This is a genomic window from Mucilaginibacter sp. KACC 22063 (assembly GCF_028736115.1).
Classification (GTDB): domain Bacteria; phylum Bacteroidota; class Bacteroidia; order Sphingobacteriales; family Sphingobacteriaceae; genus Mucilaginibacter.
On the sequence record NZ_CP117877.1, the window covers coordinates 827,082 to 848,197 of the forward strand.

At 42.8% G+C, this 21,116-nt stretch carries 14 protein-coding genes; 7 read left to right on the forward strand and 7 right to left on the reverse strand.

Features of this window, described 5'->3' with window-relative positions:
- Position 1: 1 nt before the first annotated feature.
- Complete coding sequence (locus PQ461_RS03660; protein ID WP_274208284.1) at positions 2 to 2,059, reverse strand: family 43 glycosylhydrolase; 2,058 nt, start codon at positions 2,057 to 2,059, stop codon at positions 2 to 4.
- A 391-nt stretch (positions 2,060 to 2,450) separates the two neighbouring features.
- Here PQ461_RS03660 and PQ461_RS03665 point away from each other — a divergent pair, with 391 nt between their 5' ends.
- Positions 2,451 to 6,566, forward strand: a complete 4,116-nt coding sequence (locus tag PQ461_RS03665; protein ID WP_274208285.1) for a hybrid sensor histidine kinase/response regulator transcription factor — start codon at positions 2,451 to 2,453, stop codon at positions 6,564 to 6,566.
- A gap of 62 nt (positions 6,567 to 6,628) precedes the next feature.
- Here PQ461_RS03665 and PQ461_RS03670 read toward each other — a convergent pair whose 3' ends face one another.
- Positions 6,629 to 8,560, reverse strand: a complete 1,932-nt coding sequence (locus PQ461_RS03670) for a sialate O-acetylesterase (RefSeq protein WP_274208286.1) — start codon at positions 8,558 to 8,560, stop codon at positions 6,629 to 6,631.
- A gap of 367 nt (positions 8,561 to 8,927) precedes the next feature.
- On the opposite strand from PQ461_RS03670, the gene PQ461_RS03675 reads away from it, so the two are divergent.
- Together PQ461_RS03675 and PQ461_RS03680 are read left to right on the forward strand one after the other, a co-directional pair.
- The gene (locus PQ461_RS03675; protein WP_274208287.1) at positions 8,928 to 9,971 is read left to right on the forward strand and encodes an endo-1,4-beta-xylanase; all 1,044 of its coding nucleotides are present in this window, start codon (positions 8,928 to 8,930) and stop codon (positions 9,969 to 9,971) included.
- Between the two features lie 10 nt (positions 9,972 to 9,981).
- Positions 9,982 to 12,555 (forward strand): glycosyl hydrolase 115 family protein, encoded by a 2,574-nt coding sequence (locus PQ461_RS03680; protein ID WP_274208288.1) that lies wholly within the window; start codon positions 9,982 to 9,984, stop codon positions 12,553 to 12,555.
- A 5-nt stretch (positions 12,556 to 12,560) separates the two neighbouring features.
- Here PQ461_RS03680 and PQ461_RS03685 read toward each other — a convergent pair whose 3' ends face one another.
- A complete protein-coding gene (locus PQ461_RS03685) occupies positions 12,561 to 13,595 on the reverse strand; it encodes a LacI family DNA-binding transcriptional regulator (RefSeq protein ID WP_274208289.1) in 1,035 nt (344 codons plus the stop codon).
- Between the two features lie 109 nt (positions 13,596 to 13,704).
- On the opposite strand from PQ461_RS03685, the gene PQ461_RS03690 reads away from it, so the two are divergent.
- Positions 13,705 to 15,192: a xylulokinase gene (locus PQ461_RS03690; RefSeq protein WP_274208290.1), complete on the forward strand. Its 1,488-nt coding sequence runs from the start codon at positions 13,705 to 13,707 to the stop codon at positions 15,190 to 15,192.
- A gap of 44 nt (positions 15,193 to 15,236) precedes the next feature.
- Positions 15,237 to 16,568, forward strand: coding sequence for a xylose isomerase (xylA, locus tag PQ461_RS03695; protein WP_274208291.1), 1,332 nt, complete (start codon positions 15,237 to 15,239; stop codon positions 16,566 to 16,568).
- A gap of 103 nt (positions 16,569 to 16,671) precedes the next feature.
- Here the strand turns inward: xylA and PQ461_RS03700 are convergent, their stop codons facing one another.
- The 3 genes from PQ461_RS03700 to PQ461_RS03710 all read right to left on the reverse strand — a co-directional run bounded on the left by PQ461_RS03700 (position 16,672) and on the right by PQ461_RS03710 (position 18,749).
- Positions 16,672 to 16,950 (reverse strand): hypothetical protein, encoded by a 279-nt coding sequence (locus PQ461_RS03700; RefSeq protein ID WP_274208292.1) that lies wholly within the window; start codon positions 16,948 to 16,950, stop codon positions 16,672 to 16,674.
- A 101-nt stretch (positions 16,951 to 17,051) separates the two neighbouring features.
- A complete protein-coding gene (locus PQ461_RS03705; protein WP_274208293.1) occupies positions 17,052 to 17,300 on the reverse strand; it encodes a hypothetical protein in 249 nt (82 codons plus the stop codon).
- Between the two features lie 12 nt (positions 17,301 to 17,312).
- Complete coding sequence (locus tag PQ461_RS03710) at positions 17,313 to 18,749, reverse strand: NADP-dependent isocitrate dehydrogenase (protein WP_274208294.1); 1,437 nt, start codon at positions 18,747 to 18,749, stop codon at positions 17,313 to 17,315.
- A gap of 86 nt (positions 18,750 to 18,835) precedes the next feature.
- On the opposite strand from PQ461_RS03710, the gene PQ461_RS03715 reads away from it, so the two are divergent.
- Positions 18,836 to 19,759 (forward strand): LysR family transcriptional regulator, encoded by a 924-nt coding sequence (locus PQ461_RS03715; RefSeq protein WP_274208295.1) that lies wholly within the window; start codon positions 18,836 to 18,838, stop codon positions 19,757 to 19,759.
- 44 nt (positions 19,760 to 19,803) lie between these two features.
- Here PQ461_RS03715 and PQ461_RS03720 read toward each other — a convergent pair whose 3' ends face one another.
- The gene (locus tag PQ461_RS03720) at positions 19,804 to 20,064 is read right to left on the reverse strand and encodes a hypothetical protein (protein WP_274208296.1); all 261 of its coding nucleotides are present in this window, start codon (positions 20,062 to 20,064) and stop codon (positions 19,804 to 19,806) included.
- 141 nt (positions 20,065 to 20,205) lie between these two features.
- Between PQ461_RS03720 and PQ461_RS03725 the strand changes: the two genes are divergently transcribed.
- On the forward strand, positions 20,206 to 21,087 hold the full coding sequence (locus tag PQ461_RS03725; protein WP_274208297.1) for a DUF808 domain-containing protein: 882 nt from the start codon (positions 20,206 to 20,208) through the stop codon (positions 21,085 to 21,087).
- Positions 21,088 to 21,116 lie beyond the last annotated feature (29 nt).

The window sequence follows — 21,116 nt, forward strand, 5'->3', positions numbered from 1 at the left end:
CTTACTTAGTATTAAAACGAATGCTTTTTATATATGCTGAACCATGACTGCCCGATGGGTATTTAATAAAGATATCCTGATGTCCTGAAACAGGAGTGATCGTTTTAATTGTTTTTTGCCATGTCCCCGGTTTTCCTGCTTTAACTATAAACGAGGCGATCATCTTTCCATTTTGGTTACTCAGGTCATTGATCCACACCTCCAGTTTGGTGTCTTTTGTAGCCATGTTGGTCAGTTCTATCTGATTAGCCGGGCTGTTTTTCTCGCCAAGGTCAACACCTGAGATCATGAACCAGCCGCCATGGTCAGATGTATTAGTTACTGCTTCACCATGATTAGATGATGTTTCTATCCCATAGTAATTGCTGTAACCCTGTGCCGGCATTTCTGTAAAACCGTCTTTAATAATAAAACAATCAAAATCGGCAGGTTTACCTTCGACAAATAAACCAACGCTTGTACCTACCCACGAGTTAAAATTAGGTTGTACACGGTCGAGCGGACGGGCATCAATCTGGGCGCCAACTTTAATCCAATTTTTACGGTCACTGCTGTAATAAGCTGTTAACTCATGTTCAAACCTGGTCAGTTTAAGCCAAACAGGGCCTTTAAATGTCAACGGAGTTTCGCGGATAGCGCTATCAAGGCGGAAAATAACTTTTGCACCGTTATCAAAAGTAGTATACAATCTTACATTAACTTTTTGATTGCCGTTGGTAAGATAGATGCCTGCTTTTGAAGTGTCTTTTGCCTGCATGTCAACCTTGGTAACTGCAGAATAGAAATGGTCGGTTTCCTTTTGAACAATGTGTGTCCGGCCTGCTTTAGGCATCAGCCTTAGCCATCCTTTACGATCAGCGAGTGAATAGTTAACAGATGCTGCCCGGTTGAGAAAATGCCATGCAAGGCTTAGCGATGGGGCATCAAAATAATCTGATTGTGCGCTTCGCCATTTAATGCCTGACTGCGGAAGATTTGGGCGCTCTAAAGGTTTGCTGGTTGGTGCAGAACCCCACGGGCGGTCGCCATCCCATTCTACCCGGTATAAGGCTGTCTGCCTGCCCATACCCGACCAATCGTCGCCTCCATTTTTCTGGTAACTCTGGCCAAGCGTCCACCAGGTGCCATCGGCTAATTGTAAAGGCGCAGAAATGTGATTAGGGCTTCTGAAGGCTGCTTTTGGGTCTGTAATAGGCCTGAAGAAATTACCTAAGCGCTCCCATTTGGTTGAGTCGCTGGTTAATGCTTTTGACCGTAATACATACTGCCCGCCTGTAACGTCCCCGGCAGGGAAGTAATAATAATAGCCATTGCGTTTACACATTACAGGCCCTTCTGCCCAGCTGTATTGCAAATGGCCGTTGATCCAGTCGAGATTGATTACTGAATCAGTCAGCTGGCCATCTCGCCCAATGGCTTGTATGCGGTTAACGTGTTGCCCGTTTTTGATTACCATATACGGTTTGCCGTCATCGTCAATAAAAATAGAATTGTCGTAACCTAATGGGCCTGTTGCTGCCGGTACTTTAACTTCTACCGGGGCAGACCACGGCCCGCGTGGCGAAGGCGCTTTGCAAAACCATTGGCCGTTAGATGAGAAATAGATCCAGTAAGAGCCATAGAAGTAAGTGATAGCCCCCTGCCAAATACCACCCGAAGGGCGGTCGGCAACCATGCCGGCATGCTGGTTAGTTACCACCCGGCTAATGATCTCCCAATGCACCAAATCCTTTGAATGGTAGATGGGCAAATATGGGTTAAAATGGAAGCTTGAACCGCAGTGGTAAAAGTCATCACCAACCTTTAACAACGTAGGGTCGGGGTGGTCGCCGGGTAGTACCGGGTTAACAAATGTTTTAACCGAATTGTAGTAAGCAGATGAGTCTGCATGTTGCACCTGGGCACCTGCAAAGGCTGGCATTAGCAACAGGAAGCTTAAAAAAGGAATGATGTATCGTTTACTTAATTCATCAATAAATCGAACATTGATTTTTAGTGATCCGGGCACCTTAGAATAACGTTTTACCAGATGCATTTTAGTTGGCTGATAGATTTTCATTAGGAACCTAAATTAAAGCGGCATACCTCTACGGACTTGTTCATATCGTTTTTTTGGTGCAACAGATGTTTAAAATGATGTTGTATTTGTAAAATGCTACCGGTAGAAGTAACACTTTTATATACAAGTCGTATAACTCGTATATTACTTAAATTAACAGTTGGTTTATGCCCAATATTTTGTTATTATTACTGAACCAGTATTAACCGGTTACAAACTACACGTATAAAACAAATCAGTATTAAATGAGGCATTTGTGCATTTGTCAGCTTACATGCCATATGTTGTTTTAGTTAAAGGTTATATTTGTAATACCAATTATAAGGCCCAAAAATTCGTAACAAATGCCTGAACTTTTGCGAACGGCGGCCTGCACCTAATGCAAGTTTGAATGTCAAGATTTTACTATTTTAACAGGTATGTCTTTGTAATTGCATTGCTGTTATTGTTTACTGATGCGGGCTTTGCTCAGCAGGATTTAAACTTTACCAATATCAGTACAAAAAGCGGTTTATCGTCTAACACTGTTAATGCTATACTTAAAGATAAATGGGGGCTGATGTGGTTTGCAACTGCTGATGGCCTTAACAGGTATGACGGTACAACCTTTACTGCCTACCGGCATCGGGATAATGACAGCACCAGTTTTCCAGCCAATGAAATCATGTGCCTTTATGAGGATAAATCGGGCAGGTTATGGGTTGGTACGGCCGAAGGGTCGCTTGTATTGTATGACCGTGTACATGATTCATTTAAATCATTTCATCAATATGGATTTGGCAAGGGACAAAGAGGCGAAACCATACGCGCTATAAGTGAAGATCATCTGGGCCGTTTGTGGGTTTCAAGCTATACAGGCTTAAGTATCATTGATTTTAACAAGCATAAAACAACTTTCTTTGTGCTCAATTCCATGTATCCGGATAAGGGTACCATGACGGCGCTTAGCCTTCTGGAAGATAAAAACAACGTAATGTGGATTGGCACTTCCGCGGGTTTGCTGCGTTATAACGAGGCAAGCGGAACTTTTACCCGTTACCTGCATGATGACCGCAACCCTAAAACCATCAGTGCTGATATTGTAAAGGCTTTAGGGAAAGATAATGATGGTAAGTTATGGATCGGTACTGCTAACGGGTTGGATCAGTTAGCGGCTGATGGCGCTTCTTTCAATCATATTATAATCGGCACGGCAGACTCGAAAGTCAATCATAGCATCGTTTATGCAATTGCGGCAGACAAGGCAGACCTTTGGTTAGGCACCGAAGACGGCCTGGTGATACTAAACACCAATAATTACCATGCACGCGTCATCACTCCGCAACCCAGGGAAATGTTCAGTATTTCTGATAAGTCGGTAAGGAATATATTGATCGATAAAAAAGGCATATACTGGATAGGTACTTTTCAGGGAGGCATTAATAAGTATGATAAAAACCTTACCCTATTCAATCACAAAACAAGCAATGCTTTTGATAGCCAGGGGTTAAAATCATCATCTGTAACTTCTTTTGCACAGCTTGATAGCCAGCACATTTTTGTTGGTACAGATAACGGCGGACTGCAATTGTACAACAGCGCCACCGGCCTTTTTAAAACTTATCAGTTAAACACAGCACCTGATGGGGACGGCAAATTATCTGTATTGGCGTTAAAGTATACCAAAAGCGGAAAACTCTGGGTAGGCACTTATCGACAGGGGGTATTTATCGTTGATCCCGTTAGCGGAAATTATCAGCATATTTTATCGGGCAGGGGCAGCATATCACAAAATGATGTGTTTGCCATTGAAGAAGATGAAAAAGGCAGAATTTGGGTTGGTACCAATGGCAAAGGCGTTGATATTTATGATCCGGTTACAAGGCAATTCACTAATTACCGCAGCATATTTGGTAAACAGGTAGCGAAGCAATTAAACATCAATGATTTTATCCGCTCTATGGCTGTTGGCAATAATGGCGATATGTGGGTAGGTACAAGTGGTGGTGGCGTTACAATCTTAAATCTTAACAGCGGTAAAGTAACCTTGCTAAATGAGTGGAACAGTAAGCTTAACAGTAATGTGGTGCTATCCATTTTACGCGACCATAAAGATAATATGTGGCTTGGTACAAACGCGGGTTTTGCCATGATTGACAAAGACCAAAAGCACATTGCTTATTATTCTGAAAAAGATGGCCTCACAAATAACGTTGTTCATAAAATATTAGAAGACAATAATGGCCTGCTTTGGATTACAACGAATAAAGGGATCAATAATTACGATCCCCGTACCCGGAAATTCAATACTTTTTCTCATCAGAATGGTGTGCAAGACGGCCCTTTCATTAACGGTTCGGGAATAAAAACAGCAGGCGGCCTTTTGTTTTTTGGCGGTATAGATGGGTTTAATTATTTCAATCCGGCAGGGCTACCTAATTTTAAAGAAATTCCGCAGGTATTACTTACTGATTTGCGGGTTGCTAACAATAAAGTTTCGCCAACTGACAAGGGGCCTTTGAAGGAACAGATTGGCCTTGCTAAAGAAATAAAACTGGCTTATGGGCAAAATTTTGCGATAAGTTACGCGGCTGTAAATTATACCAACCCACACCAGGATCAATACTCATATATGCTAAAGGGTTTTGATAAAAACTGGAACTATGTGGGCAGGTCTGCAACTGCTTATTACACCAATATCGATCCGGGTACTTATACCTTTTTAGTTCGCGCCAGCAACAGCTCGGGCACATGGAGCCTTAAACCAACAGCAATTACGGTAAAGATTTTACCCCCATGGTGGCGCACTATTTATGCCTGCTTGTTTTACTTGCTTGCAGGGGTGGGTATACTGTTTTACATCCGCCACAAGGGGATCAAAAAAATTAAAAATGAGCTTGCGCTCGAAGAAGAAAAAAGAGAGTCAAGAAGACTGCATGAACTCGATCTTTCTAAGATTAACTTCCTGACAAATCTTAGTCACGAGTTCCGCACACCAATATCATTGATCATGGCGCCTGTTGATAAGCTGTTATCTATGCAGACCGATCAAAACGTGGCTAAAGAGGTAAATATGATCAACAGAAACGCAAGGCGTTTACTGGTGCTGGTTAATCAACTGCTGGATTTCAGGAAAATGGAAGAGCAGGAGTTGAAACTTAACCTTGCCGAAGGCGATGTAATTGCTTTTATACGGGAAACGGTTGATTCGTTTAAAGATTTGTCTGAGCGAAAGGATATTCAGCTTGTTTTTAACAGTCATACACCGGCTTACTTTACAAATTTCGATAGCGATAAATTAGAGCGGATCATTTTCAATCTTTTATCAAATGCCTTCAAGTTTACGCACGCAGGTGGTAAGATCAGTGTAGCTATTTTGGTGCCGCCACAATCAACCGCCAGTGAAGATTACCTGTTTGAAATTGTAGTATCCGACACAGGAATTGGTATCCCTGAAGATGGGCAGCAAAAGATATTTGAGAGATTTTATCAGCACAGTAATACAAATGAGATCCTAAACCAGGGCACGGGCATAGGTCTATCGATCACAAAAGAGTTTGTAGAATTACACGGCGGACAAATCAACCTTCAAAGCGAACCAGGTAAAGGCACACAGATCCATTTACTATTTCCGTTTAAACCACTTGCGGATATAATATCTGATAGCGATGATGATTTGCTTAATGAATCTGATGGTGGAGAACGTTTATCTGATGAAGCTGCTGACCATGACAAAGAAACCGTTTTATTGGTAGAGGATAATGACGATTTCAGGTTCTATTTGAAGGAAGCTTTAAAAAATCAGTACCGAATTTTAGAAGCTGCCAATGGTAAAGAAGGCTGGCAAAAAGCCTTATCCTGCCACCCTGATCTTATTGTTACCGACATCAGCATGCCGCATATGAATGGTATTGATCTATGCAAAAAGTTAAAAGGCGATAAGCGCACCAGTTTTATCCCGGTAATTTTGCTTACCGCACTTACCGGAGAGCAGGATCAGCTGAGAGGGTTGGAAACAGGAGCTAATGATTACTTAAACAAGCCGTTTAACTTTAGTGTTTTAAGTGCAAAGGTGGCCAATTTGATTAAGCTTAATCAGCACTTAAAAACAGCATTCTCTAAACAAATCCAAATTATACAGCCAGAAGTGCAGATAGAATCTGCAGAAGAAAAGCTGCTGACTAAAGTTGCGCAATTTGTAGATGAAAAACTGAACGATCCGGAATTTTCTATTGAAGAGTTGAGTAAGTATATGGCTATGAGCAGAAGCTCGCTTTATAACAAAATATTTGAGCTAACCGGCCTGCCGCCAATGGAGTATGTGAGGTCGATCAAGTTAAAGAAAGCAGCCGTATTGCTGGCAAAAAGCCAATACACCATAAGGGAAATTGCTTTCATGACAGGGTTTGGGACACCAAGCTACTTCTCGAAATTGTTTAAGGCCAAATACAACATGTCGCCTTCAGAATACTTAACCGTTAAACGTAAAGAATATAAATCAAGCCTGGAAACAGCAGATGTGGAGTAGGCAGGTGCAGAGTTAATGAAAAGATAAAGGCTTGCCATTTATGGCAAGCCTTTTTGATATGGTTAAGGTTTGTCGGTTCTGAAAGGTGCTGCAGGTAAGCCTTCTTTATTGATCAGGTTTGGATTTACCGGATCATCTGCCCAGGCATACCGCACATACATAGGGTGAGGTACTTCGTCGCTGCTTAGGATAATTTTGTTACCTTCTATTTTAGCTTTAGCCCATACAAAAACTTTATCCGCTCCTGCTATGGCAAATTCTTCTGGTTCTTCTCCATCTTGGGTTGTAAGCCCATTGCCAACTGAGCTAAAGCTTACCGTGATGTTGTTGCCATCAACAGTTGCTGATTGAAACACCGGTCCCGTAGCCACAATATCTTTCTCATGGTAGGCTATCTTTTCAGCAATTAAAGCCAGGCGCTGGCCTACTTCTTTTTTACGCTCGGGATGTATATCGTTCCATTCCCCAAGATCAATGGCAACAGCCATACCCGTGTTTGGCATATCCAGTGAACTTGCCTGTGCCTCACGGAATGCTGCCCACTGGCTTTCGGAAGGCAGGTAATTCATCTCCATAAATCCAGGTAATTGCACATATAAAAAAGGTGCGTCCGGCGTTTGCCATTTAGCACGCCAGTCTTTGATCATGGCAGGTTGCAGTTTTGCATACAGGTTTGGATTGCCGGTATTTGATTCGCCCTGGTACCATAAAAAGCCCTTTATGCCATAATTCAACAATGGGTAGATCATGGAATTGTATAACGCTGTTGGCAGGTTTTGTGCAGCTATGCCGCCGCCCTGCCATGCACCACGTTTAGGCACATTTACTAACCCTACTTTGTATTGCCAATAGCCTGTTAAATCAATGGTATCTGCACCGGCAATAAGCTGGTAAGGTTTATCCGGTACAAAGCCACCCTTTCCGGCGTTGTTGGTAACACGTATTACAAACAGATTTTTACCGGCTTTTAACACACCTGCAGGTATGGTGTAACGCCTTTGCGGGTACATGTAACCTGTGTTACCTATTTGTTTACCGTTGATGTACATCACATCGGCATCAACTATACGACCCATGAAAACCTTTGCGGGCGAGTTAGGCATGGCTTGCGGCACGTCAATCTCCCGGCGGTACCAAACTACACCGTCAAGGTTTCTGATACCCTGATCTTCCCAATACCCGGGTATGGCAATCCTTCTCCATTCCTTAGGTTGATAAGCCGGGTCAAACCATTTTTCCTTCATGCCCTTGTCTTCAGCTACGGCAGAAGCACGGTTGACTCCGCCCATTCTTTGCATTTTGTTAATATAAGCGGTATCCCTATTCTTTTCAGCAATTTTGGCTAATTCCGGGAAATCTTTTAAGCTTTCATTACTCATCCAGGCTTCAATAGGAGAGCCACCCCAGCTTGAATTAATCAGGCCTATAGGCACGTGGTATTTTTGATATAAAGCTTCGGCAAAGAAATAGGCGACTGCCGAAAACTCGCCGATATTTTCAGGGTCAGCTTTCTTCCACGAACCACCTGGCACGTCTTGTTGTACATCCTGCATATTGGCTACATTAGCTACCCAAAAATGCCTGATCGCATTATTGTTAGCCTCTGCAACATCTTTAGCGTAGCGTACATTGTGCAGCTCCATTTGATGTACCATGTTCGACTGTCCCGAGCAGATCCATACATCGCCAATTAAAATATCGTCAAGTTCTATCCGGTTGCTGCCTTGTATAGTCATGGTATAAGGCCCACCGGCTTTCATTGCCGGTAATAGCACCTGCCAGTCGCCGCCGCCTGATGCGGTAGTTTTAAAAGATTTGTTTTTAAAGCTTACCGTTACCCTTTCTCCGGGTGCTGCCCAGCCCCATACTTTTACTTTTTTATCACGTTGCAATACCATACCGTTGCTGATCACCTTGGGTAACCGCACCTCTGCATGTAGTGCTACAGATGCCAGCATTAGTAAGCCAAACAGCTTTAAGGCCTTATTCTTCATTGTATAACATTTATGCTTGATTTAAAATCCCGTTTTATTCATTTAATAGCGCAAACGTAAAGCCGGGCTGGTTTATAATTGTATGGCAATATATATAAACATGATATAATTTGCAATCGATTGCATTTTAATTTATTATATCCAAATGAATTTGCCCCATTCAGCGTGATTTAGACCTCTTAACCACATTTAAATGTTATTTGATGTTGCGACCGACATTGTAAAATAAAAATTACATATCTACAATCGATTGCATGTTGAAATTTAAATCTTACCTTGTGCTAACCATTTATTACCTCCATAATCTTATTCTATGGCTAACCTTGTTAAAAGTAGTTGCTTAGGCCTTATTGGGCTTATGTATTTGATGGCATCCTTTACAGCCAACGCACAAACTTTAGATACTACTAAAGGATTAAAAGATTATTACAAAAAGTATTTCCCAATAGGTGTTGCCGTATCTCCGCGCGTGCTTAAGGATCCGCAGCAATCTGCATTGATCATAAAACAATTCAATAGCCTTACGCCCGAGAATGCCATGAAGATGGGCTACATACACCCGGCAGAAAACTATTATAACTGGAAGGATGCAGATTCGATTGTAGCTTTTGCACAGGCGCACGGTATGCGGGTAAGGGGGCACAACCTGTGCTGGCACCAGCAAACGGCACGCTGGATGTTTTATGACAAATCCGGTCAGTTAGTGAGCAAGGATGTGCTTTTACAAAGATTGAAAGATCATATTTTTAAAGTAGTTGGCCGCTATAAAGGGAAGATCTATGCCTGGGATGTGGTGAATGAGGCAATAGATGACGACAGTACGAAGTTTTTGCGTAACTCGCTATGGTACCAGATCTGCGGCGAGGACTTTGTGTATAAAGCATTTGAATATGCACACGAGGCAGACCCTAAAGCCGTATTATTTTATAACGATTATAACACCGAGCGACCCGAAAAGCGGGCACGGATTTACCGTTTGCTGAAAAAGCTTAAAGATGCTCATATACCTGTAAACGGTATCGGGCTTCAGGCACATTGGTCTTTATATGAGCCAAGCCGTAATGAATTGGAAACAACGATACAACAATTTGCTTCGCTTGGCTTACAGGTGCAAATTACCGAGCTGGATATTTCGGTTTATCACTGGGAAAAAAATGACAGGCAGCTTAAACCCGGCGAGGATACTTCTTATTCGCCCGAGCGTATGCAGAAACAAAGTGATAAATACCAGATGGTATTTGAGGTCTTCAGGAAATACCGTAAAAATATTACAGGCGTAACCTTCTGGAACGTGTCTGATAAGTATACCTGGCTGGATAACTATCCTGTGGCCGGACGTAAAAATTATCCATTGCTTTTTGATCAGCAACTAAAACCTAAACCTGCTTACTGGAAAGTGGTAAACTTTTAACCTGATGATTATGAAAAGAATCACAATTTTATTGGCGTTATTCTTATTGTCGCGCTTCGCTATTGCGCAGTCGCCCGGTCATACAGCTTATGTATCTGAAAAAAACGGATCGGGGTTCTTCCCGCTGTTTGCTGGCAGCAATGTGGCTAAGCTTTATGTAGGAGACACAGATTACCCAGGCGTAAAGCATGCTGCTGAGAATCTGTCAGGTGATATCGAGGCTGTTACTGGCACAAAACCTGTAATGTTTAATGATACTAAAGCAGCCGGTAAGCAAGCCGTTATAATTGGCACCATAGGTAAAAGCCAGGTAGTAGATAACTTAATCGCACAGAAAAAACTTAATGTTTCCGGGATTAAAAATAAATGGGAAACTTACCTGATACAAGTGGTTAAAAAGCCATTTCCCGGAGTTGAAAGCGCATTGGTAATTGCCGGAAGCGATAAGCGTGGTACTATCTTTGGTATATATGACCTGTCATCACAGATTGGGGTATCGCCCTGGTATTGGTGGGCAGATGTGCCTGTTAAAAAGAAGAAAGCGATATATGTAAAGCCCGGCCGCTATACAGACGGAGAGCCCGCTGTTAAATACCGCGGCATTTTCATCAACGACGAAGCACCTGCATTCTCAGGTTGGGCCAGGGAAAAATTCGGCGGATTAAATCATAAGGTTTACGAAAAGGTATTTGACCTGATACTGCGTTTAAAGGCTAACTATTTATGGCCCGCCATGTGGGGCAATGCCTTTAATGACGATGATAAGTTAAACCCCGTTATTGCTGATGAGTATGGTGTGGTAATGGGTACTTCGCATCACGAGCCAATGGATCGCTCACAGCAGGAATGGAAACGGTATGGTTCGGGCGAGTGGAATTACGAGGCCAATAAACAGGCATTGCAGGATTTTTGGCGCAAAGGTATCGAAAACATGGGGAGCAAAGAAACCATTGTAACAATGGGTATGCGGGGCGACGGAGATATGCCAATGACAGAGGGAAGCAATATTTCGTTGCTGGAAACCATCGTAAAAGACCAGCGCAAAATTATACAAGAAGTAACCGGAAAAGATGCTTCGCAAACACCACAGATGTGGGCTTTGTATAAGGAAGTGCAGGATTATTATGATAAAGGCATGCGTGTGCCCGACGATGTTACACTTTTGCTTTGCGATGACAACTGGGGCAATATCCGTAAGCAGCCAGCGCTTAATGCAAAACCCCGTAAAGGTGGCTATGGTATCTATTATCACTTTGACTATGTTGGCGGCCCGCGTAATTATAAGTGGTTAAACACAAACCAGATTGCAAAAGCCTGGGAGCAAATGCACCTGGCTTACGAATACAATGCCAGACAGCTATGGGTTGTAAACGTTGGCGACTTAAAGCCTTTGGAGTTCCCGATCAGCTTTTTTATGGATTATGCCTGGAACCCTAACAGGTGGACTGCTAATAAATTGCCTGATTATGTAGTGCAGTGGGCAACGCAGCAGTTTGGCCCGAAACATGCCACCGAGATAGCCCAAATGTTAACGCTATACACAAAGTATAATGCACGCAGAAAACCTGAGCTGCTTGATCAGAACACCTACAGCCTTACAGATTATAATGAGTTTGCTACCGTTGTAGGTGATTATAACGCGCTGCTTGAAAAAGCAGAGAAAATGGATAAGGTTCTACCAAAGGAATACCACGATAGTTTTTACCAGTTAGTTTTACATCCTATACAGGCATGCGCAAATCTTAATGAACTGTATTTTGAAACAGCTAAAAACAGGTATTATGCAGATCATGGAGATGCGCAAAAAGCTAATGCCGCTGCGCAGCGAGTTAAGGATTTGTACGAGAGCGACAAGAAAATTACAGACTATTATAATAATGAATTAGCCGGTGGCAAATGGCACCACATGATGGATCAAACCCACATCGGTTACACTTATTGGCAGGAGCCACGCACCAATAAAATGCCGGCGCTGAAAGTAGTGCCCGATAGTGTGAAAAGTGCCAGTGCTGAAAACCTGCCTGAGTTTAAACCATTGATAAGCAAGCCAATTGCAAAGCCGGTAAACGGCGTATTCACTGAAATGGATGGTTATGTAGCTATGGAAGCAGAGTACTTTACCCGGGCTGTAAACTCTGCAAAAGTTAGCTGGAAAGTTATTCCTGATTATGGGCGAACTTTATCAGGCATTACACCGTGGCCGGTGACGGCAGAAAGAGTTAAACCTGCAAAGGGCATGCCTTGTCTTGAGTATCAAATTACGGCAAAGGATACCGGTAATGTAGAAGTAACTGCTTTTGTATCGCCAACCCTGGATTTCAGAAATAAGGATGGCCTGTTTTACGCGGTATCTATAGACGATGAGGCACCGCAATTAGTAAATATTGCCACCAAGGTAGAGGGCAGGGAATGGTCGGCAGCGGTGAGCGATAACGTCAGGAAACTGGTAACCAAACATCGTATCACTAAGGAAGGAGCGCACACTGTCAAATACTGGATGGTTGACCCGGCAGTAGTATTGCAAAGGCTGGTAGTTAATTTAGGGGGCTTAAAGCCAAGTTACTTAGGGCCGCCGCAGCAATAGCAACGTTATTTTGAGTTGCGGTCTGTTGATGCGCGTTTAATAAGTTTGGGTTTAATGCTGATTACTTTTGGGATGGTTTCTGTATGCTTGTTCTCATGCTCCTGGAAAAACAGGTTGGCAATGGTTTTACCCATGTAAATACTAAACTGATCTACCGTGGTAATTGAGGGGCTGGTTATTTCGGCAAAATTCTCATTAGAATATCCGCAAATGCCTAATTCGGCAGGTACTTTAATATTCAGTGAATTGGCAACCTCAAGCACGCCTAAGGCAGAGAAATCTGAAGTAGAGGCAAATATAGCATCGGGTGGTTCTGCCAAGCTTAATAGTTTGCGTGTGGCTTCGGCACCCAGCTCTTTGGTCCAGGCATTCTCGATGATCAGCTCTTCAATAACCGGCAACTTATGTTTACTAAGCGCCTGCAAATAACCGTTTTTACGCTGCCTGAAAATAGCCAGGTTTTGCGGGCCTTCTAATAAAGCAATACGATGATAACCTTTTTCAATCATGTGGCTTACCGCCTCGAAAGATGCCTGCTCATTGTCGTTAATTACTTTAAGCGTTTCCAGTTCTTCTGCAACACGGTCAAACTGGATAAGCGGGATGTGATGGTTAATCACATTCTCGAGGTGCTTATAGTTTTGGGTATCTACCGAAATAGAAATGATAATACAATCAACATGCTGATTGATCAACGTATTAATGCTTTGCACTTCTTTTTCATAAGATTCATTCGACTGGCAAATGATCAGGTTATAGCCCCTGTGGTAGGAGGCTTCCTCGATACCGGCAATAATGTTTGCGAAAAAATTTTGGTTGATTTTCGGAACTACCACCCCAAGTGTTTTTGTTTGCCCCCTTCGCAAGTTGGATGCAAGAGAATTACGTTGATAATTCATCTCCTCCGCTGTTTTAATAATCAGCTTTTTGGTGGCTTCGTTAACATAGTTGCTATTGTTTAAAGCACGTGATACGGAAGAGGGGGTGACATTCAGCTTTTTAGCAATGTCATAAATGGTAGTTCTCTTTTTTTCTTTCATCGTTAAAAAACAAAAATGGTAAAAATAAATCTCAACAATCGATTGCAGTTTTAAAAATAAAGTTAACTTCGTTGTGTAGACCTAATTTTAATAAAATCATCGCGTAAGTATGTTGCTGTTAGGCATAGACATTGGTACATCGTCGGTAAAGGTTTCTGTAATTGATGCAGAAACTCAAAAATCGATTGCATCTTCACAATACCCGGATCAGGAATCGCCCATCAAATCATTAGAGGTTGGCTGGGCAGAGCAATCGCCGCAAATGTGGTGGGAGCAAGCCCAAAAAGCTATTTTGCTTTGTAATCAAACAAAAAAATATAACCCTTCGGATATAGCAGCAATTGGTATTGCTTATCAAATGCATGGTTTGGTGTTGGTTGATAAAGATCAGCAGTTGCTTCGCGATAGTATTATCTGGTGCGATAGCCGTGCTGTTCCTTATGGAAACAAGGCTTTCGATGCTATTGGACACGATCGCTGCCTGGAGCATCTGCTAAATTCACCGGGAAATTTTACGGCGTCAAAACTGGCTTGGGTAAAAGCCAATGAGCCGGAGATTTACGATAAGATTGACAAGATCATGTTACCCGGCGATTTTATTGCCATGAAACTGACGGGTGAAATAACAACATCGGTATCTGCTTTATCAGAAGGTGTGTTTTATGATTTTATAACAGATGATATTTCTGAAGATGTGGTCAATTATTTCGGGTTTGAAAAGCGATTCTTTCCTGAAATACGCCCTGTTTTTTCGGAACACGGAAAAACACAACCTGAAATATCAGCGCAATTAGGTCTGAAGGCAGGTATTCCTGTTGCGTTTAAGGCAGGCGATCAGCCTAATAATGCATTGTCGCTAAATGTGCTTAAACCCGGCGAGGTTGCCGCAACAGCCGGAACATCGGGTGTGATCTATGGCGTAAGCGATAGCCTGACTTATGATCCGCAGTCGAGAGTAAACACATTTGCCCACGTTAACTATGCACCAGATGATAAGCACCTGGGCGTGTTACTTTGTATCAATGGTACCGGAAGTTTAAACCGCTGGGCTAAAAATCTTTTCGGTGCATCGTACAGCTACAAAGAAATGAACGACATGGCGGCCTCCATCCGCCCGGGCAGTAATGGCCTGCGTGTATTACCATTTGGCAATGGTGCCGAACGTATGCTTAACAATCAACTGGTAGGCGTTCATTTCCAAAATATCGATCTTAACTTACATACACAGGCACATATTTTCAGGGCGGTGCAGGAAGGTATTGCTTCTGCCTTTAGATACGGACTTGATATTATGCGCGAAAATGGCATGTCGCCTTCTATTATCCGCGCGGGTAAAGCCAACCTGTTTTTGAGCGATGTATTCGCGCAAAGCTTTGTAAACCTTACAGGCGTGCCGGTTGAATTATATGACAACGACGGCAGTGTTGGCGCCGCATTAGGTGCCGGCATTGGTGCAGCATTCTTTAAAGCACCGGCAGAAGCATTTGCCAACGCCAAACCTATTCAGCTGATTGAACCAAACGGCAATCTGGAATATGTTTATGAAGAATGGAAGGCATTGTTAGAGAAACAACTCGTTGTAGAACAATTAATCTAAATCATTAGCAGTTATAAGTAAAGCTCAATTATCAAACAAATACTATGTCGAATATTATTACAGGGGAAAAAGAATTTTTCAAAGGAATAGGCGCTATAGCCTATGAAGGCCCGCAAAGTGACAATCCGTTAGCATACCGCTGGTATGACGAAAATAAAGTGGTAGCAGGTAAAACCATGAAAGAGCATCTGCGCTTTGCAGTGGCTTACTGGCATTCGTTCTGCGGTAATGGCGCCGATCCGTTTGGCGGCCCTACGCATATTTTTCCATGGGATACAAAAAGTGATGCTGTAGAGCGTGCTAAGGATAAAATGGATGCTGCGTTCGAGTTTTTTACCAAACTTGGTTTGCCATATTATTGCTTCCATGATGTGGATGTTGTTGATTACGGTAACGATATTAATGAAAACGACCGTCGCCTGCAGGCAATGGTTGATTATGCTAAACAAAAGCAAGCTGCCAGCGGCGTGAAATTACTTTGGGGTACCGCTAACCTATTCTCGCACCGCCGTTACATGAATGGCGCTTCTACCAATCCTGATTTCCATGTATTGGCACATGGTGCTGCACAGGTTAAAGCGGCATTGGATGCAACAATTGCATTAGGTGGCGAAAATTATGTGTTCTGGGGTGGCCGTGAAGGCTATATGAGTCTGCTGAATACCAACATGAAACGCGAGCAGGAACACCTGGCTAAATTTTTACATGCATCAAAAGATTATGCGCGTAAACAAGGCTTTAAAGGTACTTTCTTTATTGAGCCTAAACCATGCGAGCCAACCAAGCACCAGTATGATTATGATGCGGCTACCGTACTCGGCTTTTTGCAGAAGTACGACCTGCTGAACGATTTCAAACTGAACCTGGAAGTAAACCATGCTACTTTGGCAGGGCATACCTTTCAGCACGAGTTGCAGGTAGCTGCTGATGCCGGTTTATTAGGCTCCATTGATGCTAACCGTGGCGATGCACAAAACGGCTGGGATACAGACCAGTTTCCTAATAACCTGGAAGAGGTTGCAGAATACATGCTGATCATTCTTGAGGCTGGTGGTTTCCAGGGTGGTGGTATCAATTTCGATGCGAAAATCCGTCGTAACTCAACTGATCCGGCTGACTTATTCTATGCACATATTGGAGGTGTAGATATGTTTGCCCGCGCACTTGTTATTGCTGACAACATCCTGCAAAAGTCTGATTATAAAAAGATTCGTACCGACAGATATGCTTCTTTCGATAGCGGTAAAGGTAAAGAATTTGAAGAAGGCAAACTATCGCTTGAAGATCTGCGCAGCTACGCCATTGAAAACGGCGAACCGGCAACTATAAGCGGTAAGCAGGAATATCTTGAAAACCTGATCAATCGTTACATATAATCAGCGATACTGGTTGTCATATAAAAGGCTCTCGGTTAGGTTATATGCCTAATGGAGAGCCTTTTCTCATATAAAGGGAATCTATAGATAGATCGGCCAGTTATTAATCATTAACTGTAATTAAGATATTTCCCGTTACGTGTACCGTATTACCATTGCTTGAGCTGTGTTGAAGAAATTCGCGGATTTGCCTGCTGGTGCATTCCAATTCGGCAATTTTTGACAGTACAGGGTGCTGGTCTCCCTTATCTGATTCCATCATGTGCAGTAACTGGCAATTATGATGGCGTATCTTTTCGTTATAGAAGGTTTTAATCAATGATTCTGCGTCGGCCGGTTTAAAATCTCCGTGTATCAGATTAAATTCTTTCGTAGTTTTCATTTCCATACTGGGTTAGTACAGTAGCCGGAAGTATACCAGCTACTGGTCAGTGTTCATCTTGTTAGTTTTCAGTAGTATGTTGATTATTTAAGTGCAGTAACTCAGTTTCCCGAGATCTGTAGCACGGCATCAAGTGTAACTGCATGTTTGAGCTGCTTAATTTGCTGCAAAGCATTATTTCGTTCGTTCTGTAGCTCAATTATTCTCCGCTCACGCATTTTTATATCCTCTTCATTAAGCGTATCGCTGATTTTATTTTCGTGAAACTGAATTTTGTTTTTAAAAAGCTGGTTCAGTAGTTCAGAAGCATCTTTGGCTTCAAAGCTTCCTTTAATTAGTTGTATATTCATTTCCTTTTTATGTTATTGACCTTGTCCTAATGAGTAAGCTGCTTTACCGTCAAACTGGTAAAGGTTTTCCGTTTTAATTACATCCACGTTTTTATGATGCGCCAGTTCCTGTAGTTTGATAACCTCTTCTTTAGAAGGGACAGAACCGCCATCGGCTGAGAAACGGCAACGCCAGTGATCTGTACAGAAGGTTTCTTTAAAGCCTTCGGGCCATACCTTAATGCCACGGTTCGAGATCATGGTCAGCTGTAAGTGCTCGGTTTTCAAGTCGTTCAACAACTGGCCCAGTTCGTTAGCATCATGGCCCTGCCAGTGCACAAAAATATCTACGCCCTGCAATGCCTTTTCAGCTGGTTTTTTGCGCTGGTAGGCAGGTAAGCTGATCTGGCTTTTTTGCTCATATTTAACGGCTTTCAGTTGCGACGGTACCTGCCCTAAGCGCTCAATGATAGCTTCAGCAAATTCGCTGGTACTTACCTTTTGCTTGCTTACGCCCTCGCGGTAAATGTCATAGGTATGGATACCATCCTCAAGCGTTTTTAACCAGGCATTGTGTATCTTCTCAGCAACATGGCTTTGGCCAATGTGGTTAAGCATCATGATAGCGCCGTGCAACAGGCCCGAAGGATTGGCTTTATTCTGTCCGGCAATGCGTGGGGCTGACCCGTGTATGGCCTCGAACATAGCATATTCTTCACCAATATTTGCCGAACCGGCAAGGCCTACAGAACCTGCTATCTGCGCCGCCACGTCTGATAATACGTCGCCGTAAAGGTTAAGAGTTACAATCACGTCGAATATCTCGGGGGTATCGGCCATCTTAGCTGCTCCTATATCAATGATCCAGTGTTCTTTTACAATGTCTGGATATTCTTCGCCAATTTCGTCAAACACCTTATGGAACAGCCCGTCGGTCTGCTTCATGATATTGTCTTTAGTAAAGCAGGTTACTTTTTTACGGCCATTTGCCTTAGCGTACTCGAAAGCATAACGGATGATTTTTTCACACCCTGGCCTGCTTACCAGTTTCAGGCATTGGATTACCTCGTCGGTTTGCTGATGCTCTATACCTGCGTATAGGTCTTCTTCATTCTCGCGGATGATCACCATATCAAGGTTGGGGTGCTTGGTAGGAACAAAAGGATACAGGCTGCTGCAAGGCCTTACATTAGCAAAAAGGCCAAGCATTTTACGGGTAGTCACATTTAAACTTTTGTAACCGCCGCCTTGTGGCGTGGTGATTGGCGCTTTGAGAAATATCTTGTTGCGGCGGATGTTATCCCATGATTCTTTGGCAATGCCCGAAGTATTGCCCGAAAGGTAAACCTGTTCACCTACCTCAATTTCTTCAATTTCAATTTGGGCGCCAGCCGCCATGATGATGTTAAGCGTGGCATCCATAATTTCCGGACCGATACCGTCCCCTTTTGCTACAGTAATTTTTTTCATGCTTATCAATTTTGTTGCGACAAACATATGGCGCGCTTTTCATTTATTTTTATTTATACTTGCTATACAATCCATAAACTTTTTTTATGAATTATACCCTTCATCAGCTTCAGGTTTTTGTAAAAGTGGTTCAAACGCAAAGTGTTACTAAAGCAGCCGAGGAGCTATTTTTAACACAGCCGGGTGTGTCTATACAGATGCGTAATTTTCAGGAACAGTTTGATATACCGCTTACCGAAGTAATTGGCAGGCAGCTTTATGTAACTGAGTTTGGGAAAGAAATAGCGACACTCGCTGTAGAGATCCTGGATAAAGTGCATGCGATAGACTATCGTACCGCTGCTTTCAAAGGCATACTTTCGGGCAGGTTGAAAATATCCAGCGCTTCTACCGGTAAGTACGTAATGCCTTATTTCCTTTCAGACTTTTTAAAGGTCCACCCTGGTGTGGACCTGACAATAGACGTGAACAACAAATCAAAAGTGATACAAAGCCTCGAGGACAATGAGGTAGATTTCGGGCTGGTATCCGTATTACCTGACAAGTTGAAGGTTGATGAGGAGTTACTGGTAGTCAACAAGCTATACCTGGTAGGTAATAAGGACCATGTACCGAAAACAAAAAAGGAAACAAAGGATATCTTTAACCAATTGCCGATGATCTACCGCGAAGAAGGATCGGCAACACGATTAATTATGGAAGGCTTTTTTGAGCGTACTAAAATTATCGTGAAGAAAAAAATGCAGCTTACCTCTAACGAGGCTGTGAAACAGGCTGTTATAGCAGGTTTAGGGTATTCTATTATGCCGCTGATTGGTATACGCAATGAAATTCAGAACGGCGAACTGCAGATCGTACCCGTTTCGGGCTTTCCCATTAGGTCTGAATGGCGGCTGATCTGGCTCAAAAACAAAAAGCTTTCCCCATTGGCTTTACATTACCTGGATTATGTAAGAACCAATAAATCAGATATTATTCAAAAAAGTTTTTCCTGGATAGAGAATTTTTAAGAGCCGATGCTACTATAGTTGAACCAAAGTTAGGTAGTTGTTTTCTACCTCCCCGACAAGAATCCCACCGTTTTAGGTTCTTTAATTTCTACGGCAAAGCCTTCTAAATAAAGCTGGTCGTCTGTGTATTTAACGCGCAGGGTGCTTTCGTCTACCTTAAAGTTCTGCGGTTTCAGCTTTTCGTTAATATGGTCGGTTACGGCGCGTGTTTCAAAGCTTTTGGTGGTGCGCAGGCTGTCGTCTATAGCTTCAAGGGTAACGCCTTCAACCTTGTATGAAAATCCTATAATGTTTTTCTCGCTCATGTTGTATCTAATATTACTTGCAGCAAGGTATTATTATTCTGCCAGTTTTACGTTGTTACGCCAGGCATAAAAGTAATCCGTTTATAACCCTGCGGTCAAACTATTTGTATACCCGGCGGGTTAATGCTGTAACTATAAATTATGGCATCAGGTTTTTTTGCAGTACTGGATGATATCGCCTTTTTGATGGATGACGTTGCTGTGGCAACCAAAGTGGCAACACGTAAAACCGCCGGTATTTTAGGCGATGACCTGGCCGTTAATGCCGAAAAGGCTACCGGTTTCCTGTCAGACAGGGAACTGCCCGTGTTATGGTCAATCACCAAAGGCTCGCTGCTTAATAAACTGATCATTGTGCCTATCGCGTTGCTGCTTAATGCATTGTTCCCGGCGGCAATTAAATTCATACTCATTTTAGGCGGCATCTATCTGGCTTACGAGGGTGCCGAAAAAATATTCGAATTTCTCTTCCATCGCAAACACCCGAAAGAAGCTGATAAGGCAAAGGAGAAAGCAGATAACAACCTGGCTAAAGAGAAAGAAAAGGTAAAATCGGCAGTAACTACAGATTTTATCCTGTCGATAGAAATTGTAATTATCGCTTTGGGTGCCGTCGCCGAAAAGGATTTGACCACCCAAATTGTGGCGGTGGCTATAGTGGCCATACTGGCTACCGTAGGTGTGTACGGTATCGTCGCCCTCATCGTCCGTACGGATGACCTGGGCTATAAGCTTATAAAAGGCGAGGCCGAAAGCAGTTTCTCTTATAAAGTGGGCCATGTGTTAGTAAAGGCGCTGCCAGTTATCATTAAAGTGTTAAGCGTTGTTGGCGTAATAGCCCTGCTGCTGGTTTCAGGAGGCATATTTGTACATAATATCCCCTACTTTCATCACTTGTTAGAACAGTTGCCACTTGTAGTCAAAGAGTTTTCATTAGGGTTAATCATCGGGTCAATTGCGGTAGGTATTGTAACGATTGTTAAGAAAATGTTCTTCAAACCCAAGCCATCAACTGATCATTAAGTTAATTTTAAAGAATTAATTGTCAATTA

Excerpts from the sequence above, each read along its gene's own strand:
- PQ461_RS03660 (WP_274208284.1), bottom strand. The coding sequence starts at position 2,059 with ATGAAAATCTATCAGCCAACTAAAATGCATCTGGTAAAACGTTATTCT.
- PQ461_RS03665 (WP_274208285.1), top strand. The coding sequence starts at position 2,451 with ATGTCAAGATTTTACTATTTTAACAGGTATGTCTTTGTAATTGCATTG.
- PQ461_RS03670 (WP_274208286.1), bottom strand. The coding sequence starts at position 8,560 with ATGAAGAATAAGGCCTTAAAGCTGTTTGGCTTACTAATGCTGGCATCT.
- PQ461_RS03675 (WP_274208287.1), top strand. The coding sequence starts at position 8,928 with ATGGCATCCTTTACAGCCAACGCACAAACTTTAGATACTACTAAAGGA.
- PQ461_RS03680 (WP_274208288.1), top strand. The coding sequence starts at position 9,982 with ATGAAAAGAATCACAATTTTATTGGCGTTATTCTTATTGTCGCGCTTC.
- PQ461_RS03685 (WP_274208289.1), bottom strand. The coding sequence starts at position 13,595 with ATGAAAGAAAAAAAGAGAACTACCATTTATGACATTGCTAAAAAGCTG.
- PQ461_RS03690 (WP_274208290.1), top strand. The coding sequence starts at position 13,705 with ATGTTGCTGTTAGGCATAGACATTGGTACATCGTCGGTAAAGGTTTCT.
- xylA (WP_274208291.1), top strand. The coding sequence starts at position 15,237 with ATGTCGAATATTATTACAGGGGAAAAAGAATTTTTCAAAGGAATAGGC.
- PQ461_RS03700 (WP_274208292.1), bottom strand. The coding sequence starts at position 16,950 with ATGAAAACTACGAAAGAATTTAATCTGATACACGGAGATTTTAAACCG.
- PQ461_RS03705 (WP_274208293.1), bottom strand. The coding sequence starts at position 17,300 with ATGAATATACAACTAATTAAAGGAAGCTTTGAAGCCAAAGATGCTTCT.
- PQ461_RS03710 (WP_274208294.1), bottom strand. The coding sequence starts at position 18,749 with ATGAAAAAAATTACTGTAGCAAAAGGGGACGGTATCGGTCCGGAAATT.
- PQ461_RS03715 (WP_274208295.1), top strand. The coding sequence starts at position 18,836 with ATGAATTATACCCTTCATCAGCTTCAGGTTTTTGTAAAAGTGGTTCAA.
- PQ461_RS03720 (WP_274208296.1), bottom strand. The coding sequence starts at position 20,064 with ATGAGCGAGAAAAACATTATAGGATTTTCATACAAGGTTGAAGGCGTT.
- PQ461_RS03725 (WP_274208297.1), top strand. The coding sequence starts at position 20,206 with ATGGCATCAGGTTTTTTTGCAGTACTGGATGATATCGCCTTTTTGATG.